14 protein-coding genes are annotated in these 20833 nt (G+C 63.9%); 7 read left to right on the forward strand and 7 right to left on the reverse strand.

Features of this window, described 5'->3' with window-relative positions:
* Positions 1-30: 30 nt before the first annotated feature.
* On the reverse strand, positions 31-1080 hold the full coding sequence (locus QMK22_RS11680) for a dipeptidase (RefSeq protein ID WP_283497815.1): 1050 nt from the start codon (positions 1078-1080) through the stop codon (positions 31-33).
* A 607-nt stretch (positions 1081-1687) separates the two neighbouring features.
* Between QMK22_RS11680 and QMK22_RS11685 the strand changes: the two genes are divergently transcribed.
* From QMK22_RS11685 to QMK22_RS11705, 5 genes are all read left to right on the forward strand, one after another.
* The gene (locus QMK22_RS11685) at positions 1688-3151 is read left to right on the forward strand and encodes a sugar transferase (RefSeq protein ID WP_283497816.1); all 1464 of its coding nucleotides are present in this window, start codon (positions 1688-1690) and stop codon (positions 3149-3151) included.
* A 1-nt stretch (position 3152) separates the two neighbouring features.
* Positions 3153-4406, forward strand: a complete 1254-nt coding sequence (locus tag QMK22_RS11690; RefSeq protein ID WP_283497817.1) for a glycosyltransferase — start codon at positions 3153-3155, stop codon at positions 4404-4406.
* A complete protein-coding gene (locus tag QMK22_RS11695) occupies positions 4403-5176 on the forward strand; it encodes a CDP-alcohol phosphatidyltransferase family protein (protein ID WP_283497818.1) in 774 nt (257 codons plus the stop codon). Before QMK22_RS11690 ends, QMK22_RS11695 begins: the two co-directional genes overlap by 4 nt.
* A gap of 128 nt (positions 5177-5304) precedes the next feature.
* The gene (locus QMK22_RS11700) at positions 5305-6786 is read left to right on the forward strand and encodes a tyrosine-protein kinase domain-containing protein (protein ID WP_283497819.1); all 1482 of its coding nucleotides are present in this window, start codon (positions 5305-5307) and stop codon (positions 6784-6786) included.
* On the forward strand, positions 6786-7832 hold the full coding sequence (locus tag QMK22_RS11705) for a glycosyltransferase family protein (protein WP_283497820.1): 1047 nt from the start codon (positions 6786-6788) through the stop codon (positions 7830-7832). The genes QMK22_RS11700 and QMK22_RS11705 overlap by 1 nt, the downstream gene beginning before the upstream one ends.
* A 50-nt stretch (positions 7833-7882) precedes the next feature.
* On the opposite strand, the gene QMK22_RS11710 is transcribed toward QMK22_RS11705, so the two are convergent.
* The 4 genes from QMK22_RS11710 to QMK22_RS11725 form a co-directional block, all read right to left on the reverse strand.
* Entirely contained in the window at positions 7883-8962 is a 1080-nt protein-coding gene (locus QMK22_RS11710; protein WP_283497821.1) for a glycosyltransferase family 4 protein, read from the reverse strand.
* The gene (locus tag QMK22_RS11715; RefSeq protein WP_283497822.1) at positions 8955-9929 is read right to left on the reverse strand and encodes a glycosyltransferase family 2 protein; all 975 of its coding nucleotides are present in this window, start codon (positions 9927-9929) and stop codon (positions 8955-8957) included. The genes QMK22_RS11710 and QMK22_RS11715 overlap by 8 nt, the downstream gene beginning before the upstream one ends.
* A 72-nt stretch (positions 9930-10001) precedes the next feature.
* Positions 10002-13490, reverse strand: coding sequence for a PKD domain-containing protein (locus QMK22_RS11720; RefSeq protein WP_283497823.1), 3489 nt, complete (start codon positions 13488-13490; stop codon positions 10002-10004).
* 252 nt (positions 13491-13742) lie between these two features.
* On the reverse strand, positions 13743-14465 hold the full coding sequence (locus QMK22_RS11725; RefSeq protein WP_283497824.1) for a hypothetical protein: 723 nt from the start codon (positions 14463-14465) through the stop codon (positions 13743-13745).
* A gap of 220 nt (positions 14466-14685) precedes the next feature.
* Between QMK22_RS11725 and QMK22_RS11730 the strand changes: the two genes are divergently transcribed.
* Complete coding sequence (locus tag QMK22_RS11730; protein WP_283497825.1) at positions 14686-15759, forward strand: glycosyltransferase family 4 protein; 1074 nt, start codon at positions 14686-14688, stop codon at positions 15757-15759.
* On the opposite strand, the gene QMK22_RS11735 is transcribed toward QMK22_RS11730, so the two are convergent.
* Positions 15756-17642, reverse strand: coding sequence for a WD40 repeat domain-containing protein (locus QMK22_RS11735; protein WP_283497826.1), 1887 nt, complete (start codon positions 17640-17642; stop codon positions 15756-15758). The two genes, QMK22_RS11730 and QMK22_RS11735, sit on opposite strands and share 4 nt — an antisense overlap.
* A 256-nt stretch (positions 17643-17898) precedes the next feature.
* On the opposite strand from QMK22_RS11735, the gene QMK22_RS11740 reads away from it, so the two are divergent.
* The gene (locus tag QMK22_RS11740) at positions 17899-18408 is read left to right on the forward strand and encodes an FAD synthase family protein (protein ID WP_283497827.1); all 510 of its coding nucleotides are present in this window, start codon (positions 17899-17901) and stop codon (positions 18406-18408) included.
* A gap of 77 nt (positions 18409-18485) precedes the next feature.
* Here QMK22_RS11740 and QMK22_RS11745 read toward each other — a convergent pair whose 3' ends face one another.
* Positions 18486-20759 carry a WD40 repeat domain-containing protein gene (locus tag QMK22_RS11745; RefSeq protein WP_283497828.1) on the reverse strand — a complete coding sequence of 758 codons (2274 nt, stop codon included), beginning with the start codon at positions 20757-20759 and terminating at the stop codon, positions 18486-18488.
* Positions 20760-20833: the final 74 nt, after the last annotated feature.

The following is a 20833-nucleotide window of genomic DNA, read 5'->3' on the forward strand; positions in this document are numbered from 1 at the left end:
CGCAGTGCGACTTTTCCACGTGCGAAACGGTTAGGCCACGAAGGCGCGGTAGGCGTCGTCGTTGGCGCGCAGCACGCGCAGCACGTTCTGATCGCCCAGCTTGGCGAGATCGACGTCGCTCCAGCCGCGACGCCCCAGCTCCTCAAACAAATTGGGATACTCCGACACGTTTGCCAGGCCGATCGGCATGTCGGGGCAGCCGTCGAAGTCGCCGCCGAGCCCGATGTGATCGACTCCGGCCACCGCGCGGGCGTGCTCGACGTGGTCGGCAACGTGCGCCACCGTTACGACCGGCTTCTCCCCCACCGATCCGGCGTCCTCCCAGCGTCGGTATTCGGCCGAAATAAACGCCGGCACAAAGGTGATCATCTGAACACCGTCATTGGCGGCGAGCTGGGCGAGAATCGCATCCGGCACATTGCGCGGATGCGGATTGAGCGCGAAACACGAGGAGTGGCTGAACAAAAGGGGCAGCGCTGTGGCATCGAGGGCGTCCTGCATGGTGGCCGCGGAGACGTGCGACAGGTCGATCATCATTCCAATCCGGTTCATCTCCGCGATGACGGCCCGGCCGCGCTCATTGATGCCATTGTGGGTCACAGCACCGACAGCGGCATCCGCCCACTCGGTCGACGAATTCCAGGTCAGTGTCATATAGCGCACGCCCAGTCGGGCGTACTCGCGCAGCACAGCGAGTGAATTATTCATCTGGTTGCCACCCTCGACTCCGAGAAGCGACGCAATTGTGCCGCGCCGCTGGGCGCGCTCGACATCATCCGCGGTGACGGCCCGTTCGAAATCATCGGGATAGGCCGCAATCAGCCGGTGTACGAAGTCGATCTGCTCAAGAGTGGCCTGCACCGAATCGGTGCCCTCGAGGTCGGTGTGCACCCATACCGACCAAAACTGGCCCTGTACCCCGCCCCGGCGCAGTTTGGGGATATCCGTTTGCACTGCGCTGTGCCCAGAATCGCACTCGTAGTCGAGCCCGGCGACCGAATAGTCACGGTGCTCACGGCACGCCCACGCGAGGTCGTTGTGGCCGTCGATAACGGCAAATTTCGGAATGCTTACGGTCATGTGAACTCTTCCCGACGATCGGTGCGGTCATACCAGCCTAGGACCCCGCCATTGGGTGCCTCCGACGGGTGGCTCGATCGCAGTCCAGGGCGTCCCCCGCCGCAGCCGGGTGCCGCAAACACCGGGTGCCGAGGGTAAAAAGTTTCACGCCAAGACTCAGCAGATGAGCTCACGAAGCGCGCGATTACGGGTATTTCTCACCCGGCAGGGCATTTTGTCCCCTGTAGAGGTTACAGCGCCGCCGACTTGAATCGAGGTAGTGTCTGCCAGTAAGTTGCTGAGAAAGAATCATCTTCTTACGCCCCGCCCCATCCAACGACAAATGCCAGCATCGTCATTTTGTCATTGCCACCACCCGTTCCTGTAAACCCGACTGCTGGGAATGAATACGTGAAACAACTCCATTCCGCCGACTCACCGTCACCAATTCTTCCGCAAGCCTTGGGTCGGTCCCGCAGCAACAACCACACCGGCCGCTATCGCACCAAGCAGTTTTCACGTTCGACTGTAGGGGGAAAATCGAATGAGTGAATCAGATTCGCACCTTTCTTTTGCAAGATCATTCCCGCTCGGCCGCGTGCCCAGGCTACGGATTGTGGATCGGGCAGTGTCGGAACAACACGACATAGCCCTCGACACTCCCTCATCCGGGCTGATCTGGGCGCAGCGGTACCGCACCAAACTGCGCCTGACTGACAGCGCCGTGATCGTGCTCGCGGTGAGCGTTGCGCTGGTCGTCCGATTCGGCGTCAATGGCATTCCCGCCGTTCCGGGGTCTTTCAGCGCCAATTACTGGCTCGTGTCCCTGCTCATCGTGGCTGCCTGGCTGACCACCCTCGCACTCTTCCACACCCGGGATTCCCGTGTCATCGGTGTCGGAGCGAGCGAGTACAAGCAGGTTGTCAACGCCAGCGTCATCACTTTCGGCATGCTGGCTATCGCATTCCTGATTCTTCACATTGACATCGCCCGTCTCTACTTCGTTCTCGCGCTGCCCATCGGCATAGTCGTGCTCGTTTTGGAACGGTGGCTATGGCGCAAATGGCTGCTGCACCAGCGCAAGTTCGGCCACTACCTGTCTCGCGTGATTGTCGTCGGAAATCGCGAAGACGTGCAGTACGTCGTCAGTCAAATCAACACCAAATCCGGCGCTGCGTACTACATCGTCGGCGCTGCCCTGGAAAACGGCATCGGCGAGGAGATCTCGGCGGGCGAACGAACGGTGCCGATCGTGTCTGATTTCGACAACGTCGCGTCGGCGGCAGCCGCAATGGGCGTCGACACGGTCATCGTGGCCGGTCAGCCGAGCGGCGGCAGCTCCTACATTCGCAACCTCGGCTGGGATCTTGAAGGCACCTCGGCTGAGCTGGTCCTCTCCAGTCGGCTCACGGATGTGGCCGGTCCGCGCATCCACTTTCGTCCGGTGGACGGCCTGCCACTGATCCATGTCGAGATTCCCCGGTTCGAGGGCGGGCGTCACGCCCTGAAACGAACGCTGGACGTCGTCACCACCGGTCTCGCTATGTTGCTTCTACTGCCCGTGCTCGCGGTGATCGCCGTGCTCATCAAAATGGACAGTCCCGGCCCGGTGCTGTTTCGGCAGCAGCGGTGCGGTCGCAACGGTCAGATGTTCCGCATGATCAAATTCCGATCCATGGTGCAGTCCGCGGAAGACGATCTGGCGGGCCTGCTCGACCAAAACGAAGCGGCGGGGGTGTTGTTCAAGATCCGCAACGACCCGCGGATCACCAGGATCGGCCGCGTACTGCGCAAATATTCGCTCGACGAGCTGCCCCAGCTGTGGAACATTTTTGTCGGTGAGATGAGCCTCGTCGGACCGCGACCACCGCTCCCCGAAGAAGTGCAGGTCTATGAGACCCACGTGCATCGTCGCCTGTACATCAAGCCCGGCCTCACCGGCATGTGGCAGGTCAACGGCCGGTCCAACCTCAGCTGGGAAGACAGCGTGCGGCTGGACCTCTACTACGTCGAGAATTGGTCGCTCGCCGGTGACCTAATGATCATTTGGCGCACCTTTAAAACTGTCATTCAACCGGTAGGGGCGTACTGATATGACCGCGGAGAATGACCACCCGGCGACCACCGGCCGCCGGCGTCTGAACATCGCAATGATCGGCACCCGCGGCATACCCGCTGCGTATGGCGGCTTTGAAACTGCCGTCGAGGAGATCGGGCGACGACTCGTCAATCGCGGCCACGACGTCACGGTTTACTGCCGCCGCGCCGCGCAGCCGGCACCCCGGGAATACCTCGGCATGAGGCTCGTCGAATTGCCGGCGCTGCGCCACAAGGTTCTCGAAACGCTCAGCCACACCGGGCTGTCGGTGCTGCACGCGACCCTGCACAAACGGGCCGATGTCGCCTTCGTGTTCAACGCGGCCAACGCCCCGTTCGTTCCCCTGCTGCGGCTGCGCGGAATACCGAGCGTCGTGCACGTTGACGGGCTGGAGTGGAAACGGGGCAAATGGGGTGGTGCCGGTCGGCGCTATTATCGGTGGGCCGAAGAACTGTCGGTCCGTGAAGCGGATGCCCTCATCGCCGACGCGCAGGGAATCGTCGACTACTACCGGGACGAGTTTTCCATCCCTACGGAGTTGATCTCCTACGGCACCCGAATTCTGCACGACACCCCAACCGATCGCCTCGCCGAACTCGGGCTCGAACCCGGCGGCTACCACCTCGTGGTTGCCCGGTTCGAACCGGAGAACCACGTCGACGTCATCGTCGAGGGATATCGCGCGAGCGATGCGCGCCTGCCGCTCGTCGTCGTCGGCTCTGCACCGTACGCCGCCGGCCACATCACGCGCATCGCCGACCTGGCCGCATCTGATCCTCGTATTCGCATGCTCGGCAGCGTGTGGGATCAGAACCAGCTCGACCAGCTCTACACGCACGCCAGCACCTACCTGCACGGTCATTCGGTCGGAGGAACCAACCCCTCGCTCCTCCGGGCGATGGGCGCCGGAACCATGGTGATCGCGTGGGACGTTGTGTTTAATCGAGAAGTTCTCGGCGACAACGGTGCGTATTTCTCACGACCCGACACCCTCAGCACCCTGCTCGAGGACTCCGAAGCGAGTCCCGACCACGTCGCCGAGGTGGCGTCAGCGCTGCAGCAGCGCGCCGAGCAGCTGTACAACTGGGATAGCGTCACGGCCAGCTACGAACAGCTCGCCCGACGTGTGGCCGTCGGCTACAGCACGCACCGGCAAAGCAACGTCCGCGCCGGGGTGTCGACCTGGAGCCTGCCCGACAGCATGACTCAACAACCGTCGAATGAACCATCCAGGGGGATCACCTTATGACCCGCACTCCGACCCACGCTTCCGCGTCGACCGCAACCTACTTCGATACGGTACGCCGATTGTCGTCGGCTCAGAAGCCCGCGGCCCGTGGCGCACCGCCGTATTCCGTTTACGTCAATCGCCGGGTCGGGCGTTTTCTCGCGGCGGGCGCCTTTCGTTTGGGTCTCACCCCGAACAACGTCACCGCGATCAGCGCCGTCTTCACCTTCTGCGCCATCGGGCTACTCGCTATCGGTGAGCCGAGCTGGTGGCTTGGAATCCTCGTCTGGCTGTTGCTCGCCATCGGGTACGCCTTCGACTCGGCTGACGGCCAGGTCGCGCGATTACGTGGCGGAGGGTCCCCCTCCGGTGAATGGCTTGACCATGTCGTTGATTCCATCAAGATATCGACCCTGCACCTCGCGGTACTCGTCACGATGTTCACGCATTTTCCGCTGACAGATTCGGGTTGGCTACTCGTGCCCATCGGGTTCACCGCCGTGGCCGCGGTGTCGTTCTTCGCAATGATTCTCAATGACCTTCTCAAAGCCAAGCACGCACCGCTGGCCCCCGTGTCCACGGCTCCCCGGTCGATGACGCGGTCCCTCCTCGGCCTGCCCACCGACTACGGTGTGCTCTGCCTGGCCTTCGTACTGCTCGGCGCTCCCCCGGCCTTTTTGGGCCTGTACACCCTGCTTTTCATTGCCAACGCGCTCTACCTCGGCCTTGCGCTGGGCAAGTGGTTCCGCGATATGACCGAGCTGGGCCACGTCGAAATCACCCGGCCCTAATCGAGCATCCGCCATTCCCCATCGAAGTCCGTGGTGTGTGCCCTGTACTGGGGATGCTTCCCCTCGCCTTCAGACGTGAGTTTTGGTCAGCTTGATTGTAGTGTGGGCGCAAACGGACGGAGAACGCTGTGGAACCCATCGATTATTTGAGGACCATCATCAGACGGTGGCTGCTCATCGTCATTGTGGGCCTGATTGGCGGCGCGGCGGCGTGGGGCTATGCCTCCACAATTCCCGCCCAGTACCAGGCCACCAACAGCGTCTTCGTCACCAGCGACCGTGGTGAGACCACCAGCGAACTTTTGCAGTCGTCAACGTTCACGCAAAACCTCGTCCAGTCATACGCCCAACTCGCCACAACGCCGACGGTACTGGAACCGGTGATCAGCCGGCTGGGCTTGAATATTTCCGCTCAGGCCCTCGCCGCGCGGGTCACCGCGGTCACTCCGATCAATACGGTGTTCATCAACATCACCGTCACCAGCCGTTCGGCGGCGCAAGCGGTGTCGCTCGCCGATGCTATATCTGACTCGCTCGCGACCACCGTGGAGAATCTGGCTCCGAAGGGGCCCGACAATTTGCCGTCGATCACCTTGAAGACGGTCTCTCCTGCCCAGCTTCCGGGCGCACCTTTTGCGCCCAACACGGAGTTGTTCGTGATTACCGGTTTGCTGCTCGGTCTGGTCGCGGGCGTGCTCTATGCGCTGGCCCGTGAGGTATTTGACACTCGGGTCAGCTCCGAAAAGGATCTCAACCGCGTCTCGAACGATCCTCTGCTCGGAAAGGTCGGTCGAAAGAAGCGCACCGACCCGGCCGGCCTGGTGATGAGGGTGATGCCACACAGCGCGCTGGCCGAGGCGTATCGTCGGGTTCGGGCCAATCTGGAATTCATCGACGTGGACAGCCCTCCGCGCAGCGCCGTGGTCACCTCAGCGGTCACGCGCGACGGCAAGTCGACGACCGCAATCAACCTTGCCCTCGCGATGGCGGAACGCTCGTCGCGGGTACTTCTGATCGATGCCGACCTCCGACGTCCGTCGATTTCGGAACTGTGCGATCTCGAAGGCGATGTGGGCCTCACCACCATACTTCTCGGCGATGTCGGTCCAGAAGACGCGATCGTGCGCTGGTCCGACGGGCTCGACGTGCTGCCGTCCGGCGCCGTACCGCCCAACCCCGGCCAATTGCTCGGTTCGGCGGCGATGAAAACCCTAATGCAGCGCCTCCTGGCGGACTACGACTTCATCGTCGTTGATTCGCCGCCCCTGCTGCCGGCCACGGATGCTCTCGGCCTGGCACACCTCACCGACGGTGCCATCGTGGTCGCTCGCTATAAAACGACCACCCGCCAGCAGTTGGCCACCACCCTGGAGTCGCTCGAAGCGGTCAACGCCCGCATTCTCGGCATTGTGCTCAACCAGGTGCGTGAGCGCCGCGCCGAGGTCTACTACGGACCGCTCACCCCGGTGACCGGTGCTATCCAGCTCACTCCGGGAACAGCGAGTCGCGTCACGGCGAACATGGTCACGCCCACCCGGGCGCCGCGCACCACCTTCGACAAGACGAGTCTCCGCAAATCGCGCACGTCGGAGCCGACGCGGGCGTCATAGTGCGGGTCCTCCAGTCGTTTCCGGAGGGGCGCGCCACGACGAATCCCTACCTGCTGCAACTGAGCAGGTCGATCAGCCCGCATGTGGAGGTGCTCGGCTTCACCTGGCGGCGCGCACTCACAGCACGCTACGACGTCTTCCACGTGCACTGGCCCGAAATTCTGCTGCAGGGCCGCACGCCAGCGCGGGCGTTGGCGCGACGGATGTTGGTTCGTCTGTTTCTCGCGCGGCTGCGATGGCGCCGAACGGCGGTGGTGCGCACCGTGCACAATGTACGCAGCCACGAGTCGTCGCCCCGGCACGATCAACGGCTACTTCGACGCTTCGATGAACGCACCACCGTGTGGATTCGGCTCAATGCGTTCACCCCGGTGCCGCCGGGCGCACTGGCCTGCACCATTCCGCACGGCGATTATCGTGACTGGTACTCGGCCCAAACGCCGGGTACGCCCATACCTGGCCGCCTCCTCTATTTCGGTCTCATTCGTGCGTATAAAGGCGTGGACGTCTTGGTCGACTCTTTTCGACAACTCAACAAGAGCGACCCTGAGCCCAACACGCAGCACGCCGTACGGGAAGCTACGGTAACCACCGCAGCGACGCTGCGCATCGTCGGATCACCCCAATCACCGGAACTGGCCCGACGCCTGCGGGTCGCTGCGGCCGACGACCCACGCATCGCGCTCATGCTGCGCCACGCGAGCGATACCGAATTGGTGGATGCCATCGGTGCCGCGCAACTGATCGTGCTGCCGTACGCCGAGATGCACAACTCGGGCGCCGCCCTGCTGGCACTATCGCTAAACCGCCCAGTATTGGTGCCACGGAACGCTGTGACCACAGCACTGGCCGAGGAGATCGGTGCGGATTGGGTTTTCACCTATGACGGACCGCTGTCGCCTCAGGTCTTGGTCGACACGATCGCGCAGACACGGCGACCGCGCAGCACTCTCACCCCCGACCTATCGAACCGCCGGTGGGCTGCCGGAGCAGCCGACCACATAGAAGCGTATGACTGCGCCGTGCGTTCACTGCGATCAGACTAACCGGGCGGTCAGACTAGCTGGGCGGTCAGACGAGCCGGGGACGGCGCTGCTCAGGACCCGGCGAACAGCCACTCGTCCGCGGCGAGACGACCGTCGACAGCAGGCAAGTCGTCTGCGGCGGGGCGAGGAGCCCGCAGGGCCTGAACCACGGCATCCGCTAGCTGCTCCGGCGCGCTGTCCGGGTCGACCACGCCGTGGCCATGTTCACTCAACCAGGTCGCGAGGCCGGTCTCGGTCGTGGTCACGATGCGACAGCCGTGTGCGAGGCCCTCGACGATCGGCAGCCCCACCTGCTCGCGCCACGTGGCCGTCGGCTGGCTGGGTAGCGCCAGCACGCACGCACGCCGCAACTGCCGGTGAATCTCGCTGCGGGATGGGTCGACGATCAGCTCGATCGTCGGGTCGTTCGCAACGGCCTCGTGCGCCAGACTCTCCAAAGCGCCTTTGCCGATGAGGGTGAGGCGTGCATCGGGACGAAGCGCGGTCACCTGCGGCCAGGCCGCGAGTATGTTCGGCAGCCCTTTGCGCGGAACGAACGCCCCGAGAAAGACCACCCGACCCGAGTCGTTGCCCGTATCCTGCGGGCAACCGCACGGAGCGGGCAAAGCGGGTATGACGGCGGAGATGGCGTCACGAGCCGGTTCGGGTAGCGCCACACGGTAGGTGACCCGAGCAGCATCCGTGCCGAAGACAATGCGGTCGGTTTGGTGCCACACAAAGCGGGCCGCAATACCGTTGAGAGTGCGGCGCAGTCGCGATCGTGCGCCGCACTCGCGTTCGAATGGATCAGCATTTTCCAGAGCGTAGGTGACGATGGTCGCTGGGCGACCGCCGAGTCGTGCCCGGAGGCGGAGCGCGCTAATCGCCAGCGCACTGGCCCACACGCTGGACAGCATGAGCGGTTCGCAGATTTCGAGGATCGTGACCGGAGAACGGGCCAATTTCCAGGCGGCGCTCACCGGGCGGGCCTGCAGAACGACGAGCCCCTCGGTGAGTTCCTCGTGAAAGTCATACCTCTTAATACGATAAAGAATGGCAGCTGTCGGCAACTCGTGCGCACGCTCGAGGTGCGCGCTGCGCAGGGTGCGGTACAGTCGGGCCCGGTCGGTCAGAATGCGATTGCTAGCCACGCTTGTACTCGTGATAGACCGACCCCACCGAACCGGCCAGCATCCCCGCGCCCCGAGCGGCCGTACGCAGGCCGCGGGCACGCAACGGCAGCTGTCCGACGAGTGATCCGGCGAGGTAACGCACTATCCCCCCGCAGACCCGTACGGCACCGCGCGCCTGCAGATTCATCCGAACGAGAAGACGTCGGCCATTTTCCGTTTCGTCCAGGTTGATCCGACTCCAGGTGTTGCCCATGCGGAACGCACGGTGCAGCACCCACTCCCGGGTGAGACGATCTGCCGGCACAATATCGATGACGGTGGCTTCATCGCACCAGATCATCTGCCCGCCGCGCTGGTGCAGTTGCCGGGTGAACAGCGAGTCCGACCCGCCGGACAGCCCGAAACGCTCGTCAAAACTGAGCCCGAGCCGGCGCACCTGGGCGAGATCGAGCAGCAAATTATTCGTGGCGGCCAGTGCTACCGGCGTACCGGTTACGAAACGGCGACGCTCAAAAAATCCGCCTGCGCGAATCCACTGCTCGGGCTCGATATCGTACTGCGAGAGCACCGGGCCAACGACAGCAGCGGGTCGGTAGGCCGAATAGGTGTCAAGCAGCTGCACGAGCCAGTGGCTGCTGGGCCGTTCATCATCGTCGATAAAGATGAGCAGATCCGCGTCGCGCCCTTCCTGCAGCGCACGGTTACGAGCCGCGGCGATACCCGGCGTTGGTTCGTGCACGTACCGTATGGGTGCCGGCGGGATCGAGGCCGGCTCTCCCTCGTGCACCCAACTGGGCTCGGTCACGAGGGCGCGCGCACCGGCATCGGGATCGTTGTCGACGACGACGATCTCTACCGGCGCGAGCACCATCTCGGCTTGGTCGAGCAGCTCCGGCAGGAGTTCCTCAAGGTCAACGGGGCGCCGATAGGTCAGCACGGCGATGACTACGCGTTGGTCAGTCGTGGATCGGTTGACAGGCGACATGACCGACCTCCTCTGTTGTGGTGCGAATGATGCGGAAGCGACTAAACAACGGTTTCGTGAGTGCGTCTAGGTTCAATTGGCTCGCGTCACGATGAGATCATCAAAGGTGGCGGTGACGGGTGAGACAGTAGCGGTCGACCCCAGGTAGAAGGACAGTCCGACCGCACCGGATGTCTGCAGGGCGGCAGTTGCATCTGTCGCCGTGGTCTGCCACGCGGTTGGCTCCGGGGTGCCGAGGGCCCAGACCTTGGCGCGAAGGGTGGTCGGCGTCGAACCCGTGACCTGCAGTCTCAGCTGCACCGCACTTCCCGTTGTATAGGTCAGGCCGGTGATGTTTTGAGCTTTCAGGGTGGTAGCACCACGCATAAGCTGCAGCTGAACCACTCCGGTCGACAGGTTTTTCATCCGCACTCGATAGTCGTCCGTGCCCACGCGGCGACCGATCAGGGAGGTGTACGCGCCGGAACCGGTCGCATCCTGCTGGAGAGTCGTCGTTACGAGCATGTCGGTGTCGAGCAGGGACACATCGGAGAGATAGGCGTTGACGGTTCCTCCGGCGGAGGCCTTGAGCGCTCCGACTCCGCCGCTCACCGAGTAGTTCGATGCGGAACCGGTTGTGGACCAAACTCCACCGGTGTCTGCGGAGCCCAACCCGGTCGCAACGGTGCGGGAGAACCCGTCGGTGGCCAACGGGCTGGTCGGATCAACGTCCGGCACCAGAACAGTTTGAGTGGTCTGCGCGGTTGCCAGCGAGTTGTCGGTCACGGTGAGGAGCACGGTGTAACTCCCCGCGGACGCGTAGGCGTGCGACGCGGTCACTCCGGTGCCGGTGCTACCGTCACCGAAGTTCCAGGCGTAATTGGTAATGGTGCCGTCACTGTCGGCGGCGGCCGAGGCATCCACCGCAATCGCGAGCGGTGTCGTCTGGTAGCTGAAAGCAGCGGTCGGCGGCACGTTCGCCGGCGGGTTGGTGGCAACGATCGTTCGGGTCGTAGCCGTGCTGGCCCCGGAGTTGTCGGTGACGGTGAGCGTGACCGGGTAACTACCGGCGGACGCGTAGGAGTGCGTAGCGGTGACGCCGGTTGCGACGACGCCATCACCGAAGTTCCAAGCGTAACTGGTGATGGTGCCGTCGGAGTCGGCAGACCCCGACGCGTCCGCGCTCAGCGTGCGATAGCTGACAGCGCTGCTGAATGAAGCGGTTGGCGGCACGTTCGCCGCCGGACCGGATCGACCGACCGAGTTGTGCCGGGCGATCGCGCTGGCGCTGAGAACCGTGTTGTATACGGCAACCTCGTCAATATCAGCCGCGATATAGTCGCTCGTCGGTCGGCTGGTCCAGCCGCTGAGATTGTCACCACCAATGCGCCAGTACCCCTGGATTGGAGCGGCCGAGGTAGTGTCGGTGCGCTGGGCGGCCAGAGCCCCATCGACGTACAACGACATTCCGTTGGCCCCGACCGATGCGACGATGTGGTGCCATTGCCCGTTGTTGTATGCCGCAGTCGTATTCACGGTGCGCAGAATGCCCGGCTTCACGCCGAACCAGATACGTCCGGCGTTGTCCATATAGACCTGACGATCGTAGGCCGCTGAGGCACCGGTCGCCGCGCTGCCCAGTCCGATGATCTTTCCCCCGCGGGTGGTGGTGGTCTTCACCCACGCTTCAACGGTGAAGGCGCCCCGTGGCGTCTCGAAGGCGGACGATGCGGCCGTTCCCGCCGTGGTGCCGCTAAATCGTGAGGCTGTACCCGAGTCTGCGGCGAGCGCCCCGGCCACATTGCGCGTGACACCGGTGCCCGTGGTTTCATTTGAGCCCGCAGCCCAGTCGTAGGCCGTCGTACCGCTGGGTTCACCGAGCGGCCAGTACGACGAGGGCGAGTCACTCATTACGGTCTTGGCGTAGGCGTTGTACTCGCCGGAACCGGAGACAGTCACGCTCGTCGGGTTGCCGGTTTTGAGATTGCCCAAGGAGTCTCGAACGCTGACCCGATAGGAATAGGTCTGGCCCGGCGTGAGTCCGGTGTCTGTGAAGCCCATAGCCGGTCGGGACCAGTCCGTTGACAGGCCGGTCACCGTACCGACGGAGACGCCGTCCCGCAGCACCTCGTAGGTGAGCTGTTCATTGTCCCGGTCGAATGCCGCTTTCCACCCGATCCGGGCAGTACCGGCCGACAGGGATTCTACGGTGGGAACGAAAGCGGATGCCGCAAAGGCCGCGTTTGCCACGCGCGGGCCTTCTTTATTGGGGGCGATGGACGTGCTGGCGAAGCGAACCAGCCCCTGCTGGCCCTTGTTGTTCACGTTGGTGAATTCTCCGCCGTAGATCAGGTACTGACCGTTGGAGGTGACGGTCCACGGCCCCTGGCCCTGACCGGTGAAGGTGCCCGAATTGATCTCCGGATAGAACGTCAAGATACTGGGGCTTGGCTTGCCGGTGAAACTAAAGTAACTGCCGACCGCATTGGGGGTGAGAGTGCCGGTTACCGCCGTGGAGAAGGTCATGGTGCGGTGATACGAGCGGGGCGAGGTCTCGACGGGCCCGCCCATGTTTCCGCAGTAGTGCGTGTGGCCCGTGGTGTACACAACGTTGCCCACCGGAACTGCGGAATACGTGTCGCCATGGCAGTCTTCCATCCAGATGAGTGATCCGTCGCTCCAGTTGGCACGGAACGTGCCCTCGAAGTTAGCCCCGCTGCCGTAGTCATAGCCGGTACCGAAGGCGCCATCCGCGGATGAGGTCAGGCTCGTGATGGCACCATTGACGCCGGCATTGCGAATAATCGTGTTCACTGCCCAGGGCAGGGACGCCCCGGTGACCGAGTCCGTGGCGGCCATGCCATACCCGGGAGCGTCACTGTTGTTGTAGGAGGTGAAGGAACCGCCGAGGAGAACCTTGGTGCCGTCTGGCGAGACCGTCATCGCGTTGACCGACCCGCCGACCGGGTTTCCGGTCCAGTTGCGCAGTGCTCCGTTAGACGCGGAAAATGCGGCGATTTGATTGCGGGCGACCCCGCTGGCCGAAGTGAACACACCCCCGACGTAGACGGTATCGCCGTAGATCGCCAGACTCTTCACCGAGGCGTTGACCGTCGGCGCCCAGCTGGAGACGAGCGAGCCGCTGGCCGTGTCGAACGCGGCCAGGCGGTATCGAGCCACCCCTCCGACGGTCGTGAAGTATCCTCCAGCGTAGATGCGGGTGCCGTCGGCGGATGCGACGAGTGACCGAACGGTACCGTTAACGTCGGGATTAAAGCTCGCGATCAACTCACCCGTTGTGAGATTGTACGCGAGCAGGTTATTGCGCACGACCTCGTTAACTCCCGGGCCTGAGCCAGCGGGTCGGGCCGTGGTGAATTCGCCGCCGGCGTAGACCGTGTTGCCGACAATCACCTGGGACCAGACGACGCCGTTGATCTGGGTCGTTGGCAGGGAGTCGGCGGCAACGGTTACCGGGGTGCCGGCATCCACCGGGCTCGTGTCGGCCTGCGCCATCAGCGGGGCCGTCAGAACACCCGCCAGTACGGTCACGGATACCGTCGTGCCGGTTAGTACACGCATCCAGCCGGACTGCACCGACCGGGAACCTCCCGTCAGTGAGTCATCGGATCGCGCCGTCGAACGGCTAACGTGCAGACGATTAGCATGCAGGCGAGACAGAGGGCGCACGAGGATTCCTTACTCGGGTGAGGTGCCGGGCCGTCAGCTAGCCGACGCGTTCCTCGGAGTATAGTGAGAATCTTTCACGGATGAATGCCCCCTTTCCGGGGGTGCCTTCCCCTGCCCGTTCGGGGCAGCCCTCAGAAACCGCGATCAGCGCGGTGCCGCGCCCTCAAAGAGCACGATCGGCACGCCAGCGGAGTAATCCACGGCGATGCGCACCCGATCGCGTTGATCGCTCGGCACGGTGAAAACAAAGACTCCCTGCCGGGTCGCCCCAGGGGGGACCGATTCGGGGAACGGAGCTCCGCCCGAAGCCGTCAGTTCCGTGGCGGGACTCTGTTCGTCGCCGAAGAACAGGTTGACGACAGTGGACGTCAACGCCACGGCGTCTGGCGTGTCGTTGCGCACGGACACGGCAAAACGCAGGGACGGACCGCCGACCTCTCCCGGTCCGCGGGCCACTCCGTCGACCGCCTCCAGTTTGCCAATGCTGAACACCACGCCGGGCACGGCGGCGGCGGAGTCGGTCAGCGGTACGGGCGCCTGCGCGGCAGGCGGTGCCGGTTCCGCCACGACCTCGGTCGGTCCGGGAGCCGCCTCCGGAGGTACTGCAGAAGTCGGGTCGGGCGATGCGTCGGACGATGGCACCGCGCTCGGCGTGGAAGAGGGCCGTTGGCTCGGCGTGGCGCTTGCGCTAGCCCCGGCCGCGCTCGGCTCGGCCCTATTCGACGCGGCGACCCCGGCGACGACGAGCACGACGATGAGCAGGGCGAGCACAGCGGATGCGATGATCCACCAGACGCGCCGCCGTTTGTTCGCCTGCCGCCCCGCGGCGGGGCCGGAGCTGTTCTCGACGGGCTGGCGCACTGACATGGTGGATCTCCAAAATGCTCGGGTGGTTACACGATCGGGTAGAGCCGCCGTGCAACTGTTAAATACACTGCAGCCATTAATACACGGGGCACACCCGCATTCCTAGGGGGTGCACGCGCCCCGTACGGGGGTGTCCGCTCACGCTGTCCGGGGGTATCCGCTCACGCTGTACAGTGTGAAAACCCGACCCGAGCAGCATTCGAACGACGAGGCGACAGACATGAAAATTGCCATCCTGCACGGCAGCAACGATGCCTATGGCGCCTCCAAGGTGCTGCGCCAGGAGGTGGAGTGCCTGGTGGCCCTCGGACACGACGTGCTCGTTGTGGTTCCGCACGCCGGCCCACTGGCCACCGACCTGGCGCACTTGAGGCCGGCCGTGTCGGTCGTCGTTGATCCCTCGTTGGTGGTGCTGCGCCGCAGCAAACTGGCCGACCTGCTGCATCCGCTAACCTTGCGCCGAGACGTGGCCCTGGCCGACATCGTCGTGCTGTGGACGCTGGCACTCAGCGCCTACATACCCCTGCTGCGAGTGCGCCGTCGGCGTTTCTACGTCTCGGTGCATGAGCTGCTGCTGGGTCGAGTTGGCGGGCTGCTCGTGCGCGGGCTGTTGGCCCCCGGCACCTTTCCGGTGTGCGCGTGCAGCGAAGCCACAGCGCACTGGCTGCACGACCATGGCGTGGGCCGTGATCGCTTAACGGTCACATCTCCGGTGTTCAGCGAAGTTGAAGCGATCCCCACCCGCGCCGTGCACGACCCGCTGACGCTGGCCGTTGTGGGCAGGGTCAACGGGCACAAGGGCCACCTCGAAGTCGCCCAGGCGTTCCAATCGCCTTCGCTGTCCGGCTCCGGTTGGAAGCTCCTGCTTTTCGGCGCCCCGTACCCCGGGCAGGATGACGCCTTGGAGGACGTGCGGGCGCTGGTGCAACGTGATCCGCGCATTGAATACCGCGGTGAAGCGGCATCCGTGGCGGCCATCGCCGATGAAATCGATGCCGTTGCCTGTTTTCCATCAACGCCGGAACCATTCGGGCTGGTGCCGATCGAGGCGTGGCGGGTCGGCGTTCGATCCGTCGGTTTCGCCGACGGCGGCGCGGGAGAAGTTCTCCCGGTAGTTGGCGGCCTGGGGGTGCGCCGCACAAACTCCCCCGCTCGCGACATTGCGGCCGCGCTCGTCGGCTTGGCGATCAGCTTGAAGACACAGGCCCCTCTGCCCGCACCGGCTCAGGTCAACCCGTTCTACTCGGCCGGTCGTCGTCGCGAACTCATCGCTCGGGTGGTCGCACGCTGTTAGGTGGCGGGCACCTCGGGGATCGCACGACGAGTGTCATCCGCTGCCGGCGGTGAATTCGGAGCGCTCTGTTGCCCGGGAAACACCAGATCAGACTCCAGGTCGGGGGCGGGGTCCGGCAGGGGCAGGACCTCCGGCGCATTTTCCGGAGCTGGCTCCGGGGCCAGCTCCGGGGCCAGCGTCGCATCGGGGATGTTATCCGGCGCGCTCGGCGCAATGGTTGCGTCGGGCTTCACCTGTGCAGCCCCGCCGGTGGCTTTGATACTCGCCGAAGATCCGGTGACCGAGTTGCCGAACGGGTCGGTAGCCCGCAGCTGGTACGTGTACGTCGTTCCACCGGATCGCCCGGTGTCGGTCCAGCTGATTCCGGGCCGGTTCCAGTCGGTGGAGAGCCCGGTTAGGGTACGCACGACGACACCATTACGCAGCACCTGGTAAGTGAGTTGCTCGTTGTCGCGATCATAGTTGGACGTCCAGGTGACCCGCACCGAGTTAGCACTGGGAGTGCTGAGCGTAGGCTGAAAGTCGGAACTTTTCGCTTTCGGCCCCTCTTTGTTGGGGGCGATCGAGGTAACGGCGAAGCGCGCCAGGCCCTGTTGCCGTTTGTTGTTCACGATGGTGAACTCACCGCCGTAAAGAACGTATTGGGAGTTGGCCGCGAGATTCCACGGCCCCTGGCTCTGGCCGGTGTAGGTGCCGGTGTTGATCTCCGGATAGAACGCCAGCAGGGTCGGCCGAGGCTTGCCCTCGAAGTTGTAATAGCTGCCGCCGGTCACGTTCCGGGTGATAGTGCCGGTGGCAGCCTTGGTGAAGGTCAGTGTGCGGTGGTAGCTGCGCGGGCTCGTCTCCCCGAAACCGCCGATGTTACCGCAGAAGTGGGCATGGGCCGTGGTGTATACGACGTCCCCCACCGGCACCGCCGAGTAGGTGTCGCCATGACAGTCTTCGATCCAGACGGTGTTGCCATTCGACCAGCTCGCCCGAAACGTACCCTCGAACATCGCACCGGAACCATAGTCATACCCGGTGCCGTACACCCCGTCAGCGTCAGAGGTCAGCGACAAAATAGCCCCATTGGGCCCGGCATTCTTAATGAGCTTGCCGATGTTCCAGGTCAGGCCGGCCCCGGTGCTTGAATTCGTCGCAGCCATGCCGTAGCCCGGCGTCGTCGCGCCGTTGTACGACGTGAACGAACCGCCAATGACAACGCGGTCGCCGTTCGGCGAGACCGTCAGCGCGTTGACCGCACCATCGGCAATGCTCCCCTTCCACGCCCCGAGAGCGCCCGTAGCACTGCTGAAAGCGGCGATTCTTTGACGAGCCTGGCCACTGGCCGAGGTGAAACTCCCGCCGGCATATACCGTGCCGCCAAAAGTTCCCAGGGCCCGCACCGTGCCGTTCGCCGTGGGCGTCCACGTCGACACCAACTGCCCGGTGGACGCATCGAAGGCCGCGAGGCGTGTCCGCGTTTGCGTGCCCACCTTGGTGAACGCACCCCCGACATAGATGCGGGAACCGTCCGGGGAAGCGGTGACCGCCCTGACCGTGCCATTGAGGCTCGGATCAAAAGACGTCATCACACCCGTCGACAGGTCGTATGCCATGAGATTATTGCGCGACACCTCGCTTGTACCGGCCGACGCCCCCGCCGGTCGCGCTTTGGTGAATTCACCACCGACGTACACGGTGTTCCCCACGATTACCTGTGACCACACCACACCATTGATCTGCGCGGTGGGCAGAGAATCCGCCGCAACGGTGCGCGGAATCGCCACAACAGGCGGCGACGTATCCGCTTGGGCCAGACCCGCCCCGGTCAGAACCGTCATGGCGAGGGCCGTTAGGGCGATGAGCGCGGGAACCGGGGAACGGAATTGCCACAACATTGAAGAACCTCTTCTTTGCGCGATTTGCGGCCGCGGAACTACCGCCGCAGTGCAGAAAATACACCGAGTCCCGCTTCCTGCACAGCCCGCAGGCGGCAGCACTGCGCGGGGCCGAACTGTGCGAGTGAGTCGCTGACCGGCCGCCCTAGCCACGCCCGGCCAGAAACGCTAGGATTCCTCATTACCGCGCCCCATACTCTCCACCCGAATCGTTCCGCGCTCCGCGCAGCACCCTGAGAGAAACTTGAGCACCGAAATGGCATCAGACATCGACGAAACCGCCAACGACCCCACGACGCCACTCCGGATCGGCTATGCCGCCGGCGCATTTGATCTTTTTCATGTGGGCCACCTCAACATTCTCAAGCACGCGAAGAGCCAGTGCGATTACCTGATCGCGGGCGTAGTTTCGGATGAGATGCTCCAGCTGACGAAGGGAATCACTCCGGTCGTGCCTCTGTTTGAGCGCCTCGAAATCGTGCGGCATATCTCGTTTGTCGACGAAGCGGTTGCCGAAGTCGTCGAGGACAAGCTGGAGACGTGGCGTCAGGTGCGTTTCGACGTGTTCTTCAAGGGTGATGACTGGCGCGGCACCCCTCGAGGCACTCGCCTGGAGCGCGAGTTTGCTGAGGTCGGCGTCGACGTCGTGTACTTTCCATACACGGTCAATACCTCCAGCACCATGCTGCGCCGAGCGCTTGACGCGCTGACCAGACCGGATCTGAGCGCACGCTGGAAAGCGCACGCAGCCGAGGGGACGTCCTAGCCTGTCCCCGCTCCATTGACGTCTGGCCCACAGCGGGGCCGAGCGGATTCCAACAGTCCGCTCGACCCCGACGCCCGCTACTCAGCTGCCTCGGTGACGACTAGTTCATCAAAGGTGGCCGTCGCTGGGGTCGTCGAGACACCCGGCAACAGCGCAAGGGCCACGTACCCGCGCGATTGCAGCGCGGAGGCCGAGTCACTCACGGAGACCTGCCATGCGGTCGGCTCCGCAGAGCCCGCTTTCCACACCTTGGCAGCGATCACGGTCGGCGACACCCCGACGACCTGCATTCTGACACGCAACGGCGCGCCGACAGCATCGGTCACGCCGGTCGCACTCGTGGAGGCGAGTGTGCGATTGGCAGCGCCGGCGATACGAAGGGTCACATCGCCCGCAACGGAATACTGCAGGCTCGCGCGGTACTCGTTTGAGCCGACCTTGCGACCGACCACAATAATGGTGGCCGGTGTTCCCTGAGATGTCAGGGTCGCTGTCACGCTCAGGTCAACATCCGTCTGGGACACGGCGAGTAGCCCTGCTCCCGCGATCCGGCCGGGCTCGATCGTGAAACGGGCCACCCCGTCAGCGACGGAGTAATTGCTGGACGGCGAAAGATTCGCCCACTTGCCTCCCGTGTCAGCGGTCCCCAGCCCCGAGCCCACGCTGCGCCCGAAGGCATCTTGCGCATAGGTGACAACCGGATCCGGTTCGCCCGATCCGGTTGCCGTCACGGTCGCTGCCGCGCCGGTTACCGTATTACCGAACGGGTCAATGGCCCGAATCTTGTAGCTGTAGGCCGTTCCCCCGGTCACACCGGTGTCGGTCCAGGTGATGTCGGGCCGGTTCCAATCCGTGGACAGCCCGGTTTGGGTTTCGACAACGACGCCATCGCGCAACACCTCGTAGGTGAGCTGTTCGTTGTCGCGATCGTAGTTGGACGTCCAGGTGACGGCGACGGTATTGGCCGTCGGCGTGGCCAGGTTGGGCAGAAAGTTTGTGCCGCTCACCCGCGGCCCCTCTGTGTTGGGGGCGATCGAGGTGACGGCGAATCGCGCCAGGCCCTGCTGTCGCTTGTTGTTCACAATGGTGAACTCCCCGCCGTAGAGAACGTATTGGGAGTTCGCGGTGAGATTCCACGGCCCCTGCCCCTGCCCGGTGTAGGTTCCGGTGTTGATATCCGGATAGAACGCCAGCAGTGTCGGACTCGGCCGTCCCTCAAAGTTGAAATAGCTGCCCCCGGTCACATTTCGGGTGATAGTGCCCGTGGCAGCCTTGGTGAACGTCAGGGTGCGGTGATAACTGCGCGGGCTCGTCTCCCCGAAACCGCCAATGTTGCCGCAGAAGTGAGCGTGGGCGGTGGTGTAAACCACGTCTCCCACCGGCACCGCCGAATAGGTATCGCCGTGACAGTCCTCTATCCACACGGTGTTGCCATTGCGCCAACTCGCGTGAAAGGTACCCTCGAACATCGCGCCGGAACCGTAGTCATACCCGGTACCGTAGACACCGTCCTCATCCGAGCTCAGCGACAGGATGGCCCCATTGGGCCCGGCATTCTTGATGAGCTTGCCGATGTTCCAGATCAGGCCGGCTCCGGTGCTTGAATCGGTCGCCGCCATGCCGTAGCCCGGAGTCGTCGAACCGTTGTACGACGTGAACGAACCGCCAATAACAACGCGATCCCCGCTCGGCGAGACGGTCAGCGCGTTGACCGCGCCGTCAGGCACGTTCCCTTTCCACGCTCCCACCACGCCCGTAGAACCGACGAACGAGGCGATCTTCTGCCGGGATTCCCCGCTGGCCGATGTGAAGCTGCCCCCGGCGTACACCGTGTCAGCGAATGCTCCGAGGGCCCTGACGGTGGAATTCGCCGTGGGTTTCCACGTTGACACCAACTCTCCGGTAGCCGTATCGAAGGCCGCGAGTCGGGTTCGGGTTTGCGTGCCCACCTTGGTGAAGGCGCCCCCGACGTAGATGCGGGAACCGTCCGGGGAAGCGGTGATGGCCCTGACCGTGCCATTGAGGCTCGGATTAAAGGATGTCATCACTCCGGTCGTCACGTTGTAGGCCATGAGATTATTGCGCGACACTTCGCTCGTGCCCGAGGCCGCACCGGCCGGTCGTGCACGAGTGAATTCGCCTCCGACAAACACGGTGTCACCCACGATCACCTGCGACCACACCACACCGTTGATCTGCGCCGTGGGTAGAGAATCGGCCGCGACGGTTGTGGGCAGAGAATTGTCCGGCGGTGCCGTGTCGGCCAGAGCACCCTGAACGGGAATAAGAAATGCCCCGATCAGAGACGCTAAAGCGATTAGTGATACTACCGGGGCACGCATTCGCCACATATCAGATTCCTATCATTGCTCGTCGGGCAACCCGGGCTGCTCGGGCCGTCGCCCAGGAACGCTTCCGCTCGCAC

It is taken from the genome of Cryobacterium sp. PH29-G1 (assembly GCF_030063365.1).
Lineage (GTDB): Bacteria > Actinomycetota > Actinomycetes > Actinomycetales > Microbacteriaceae > Cryobacterium.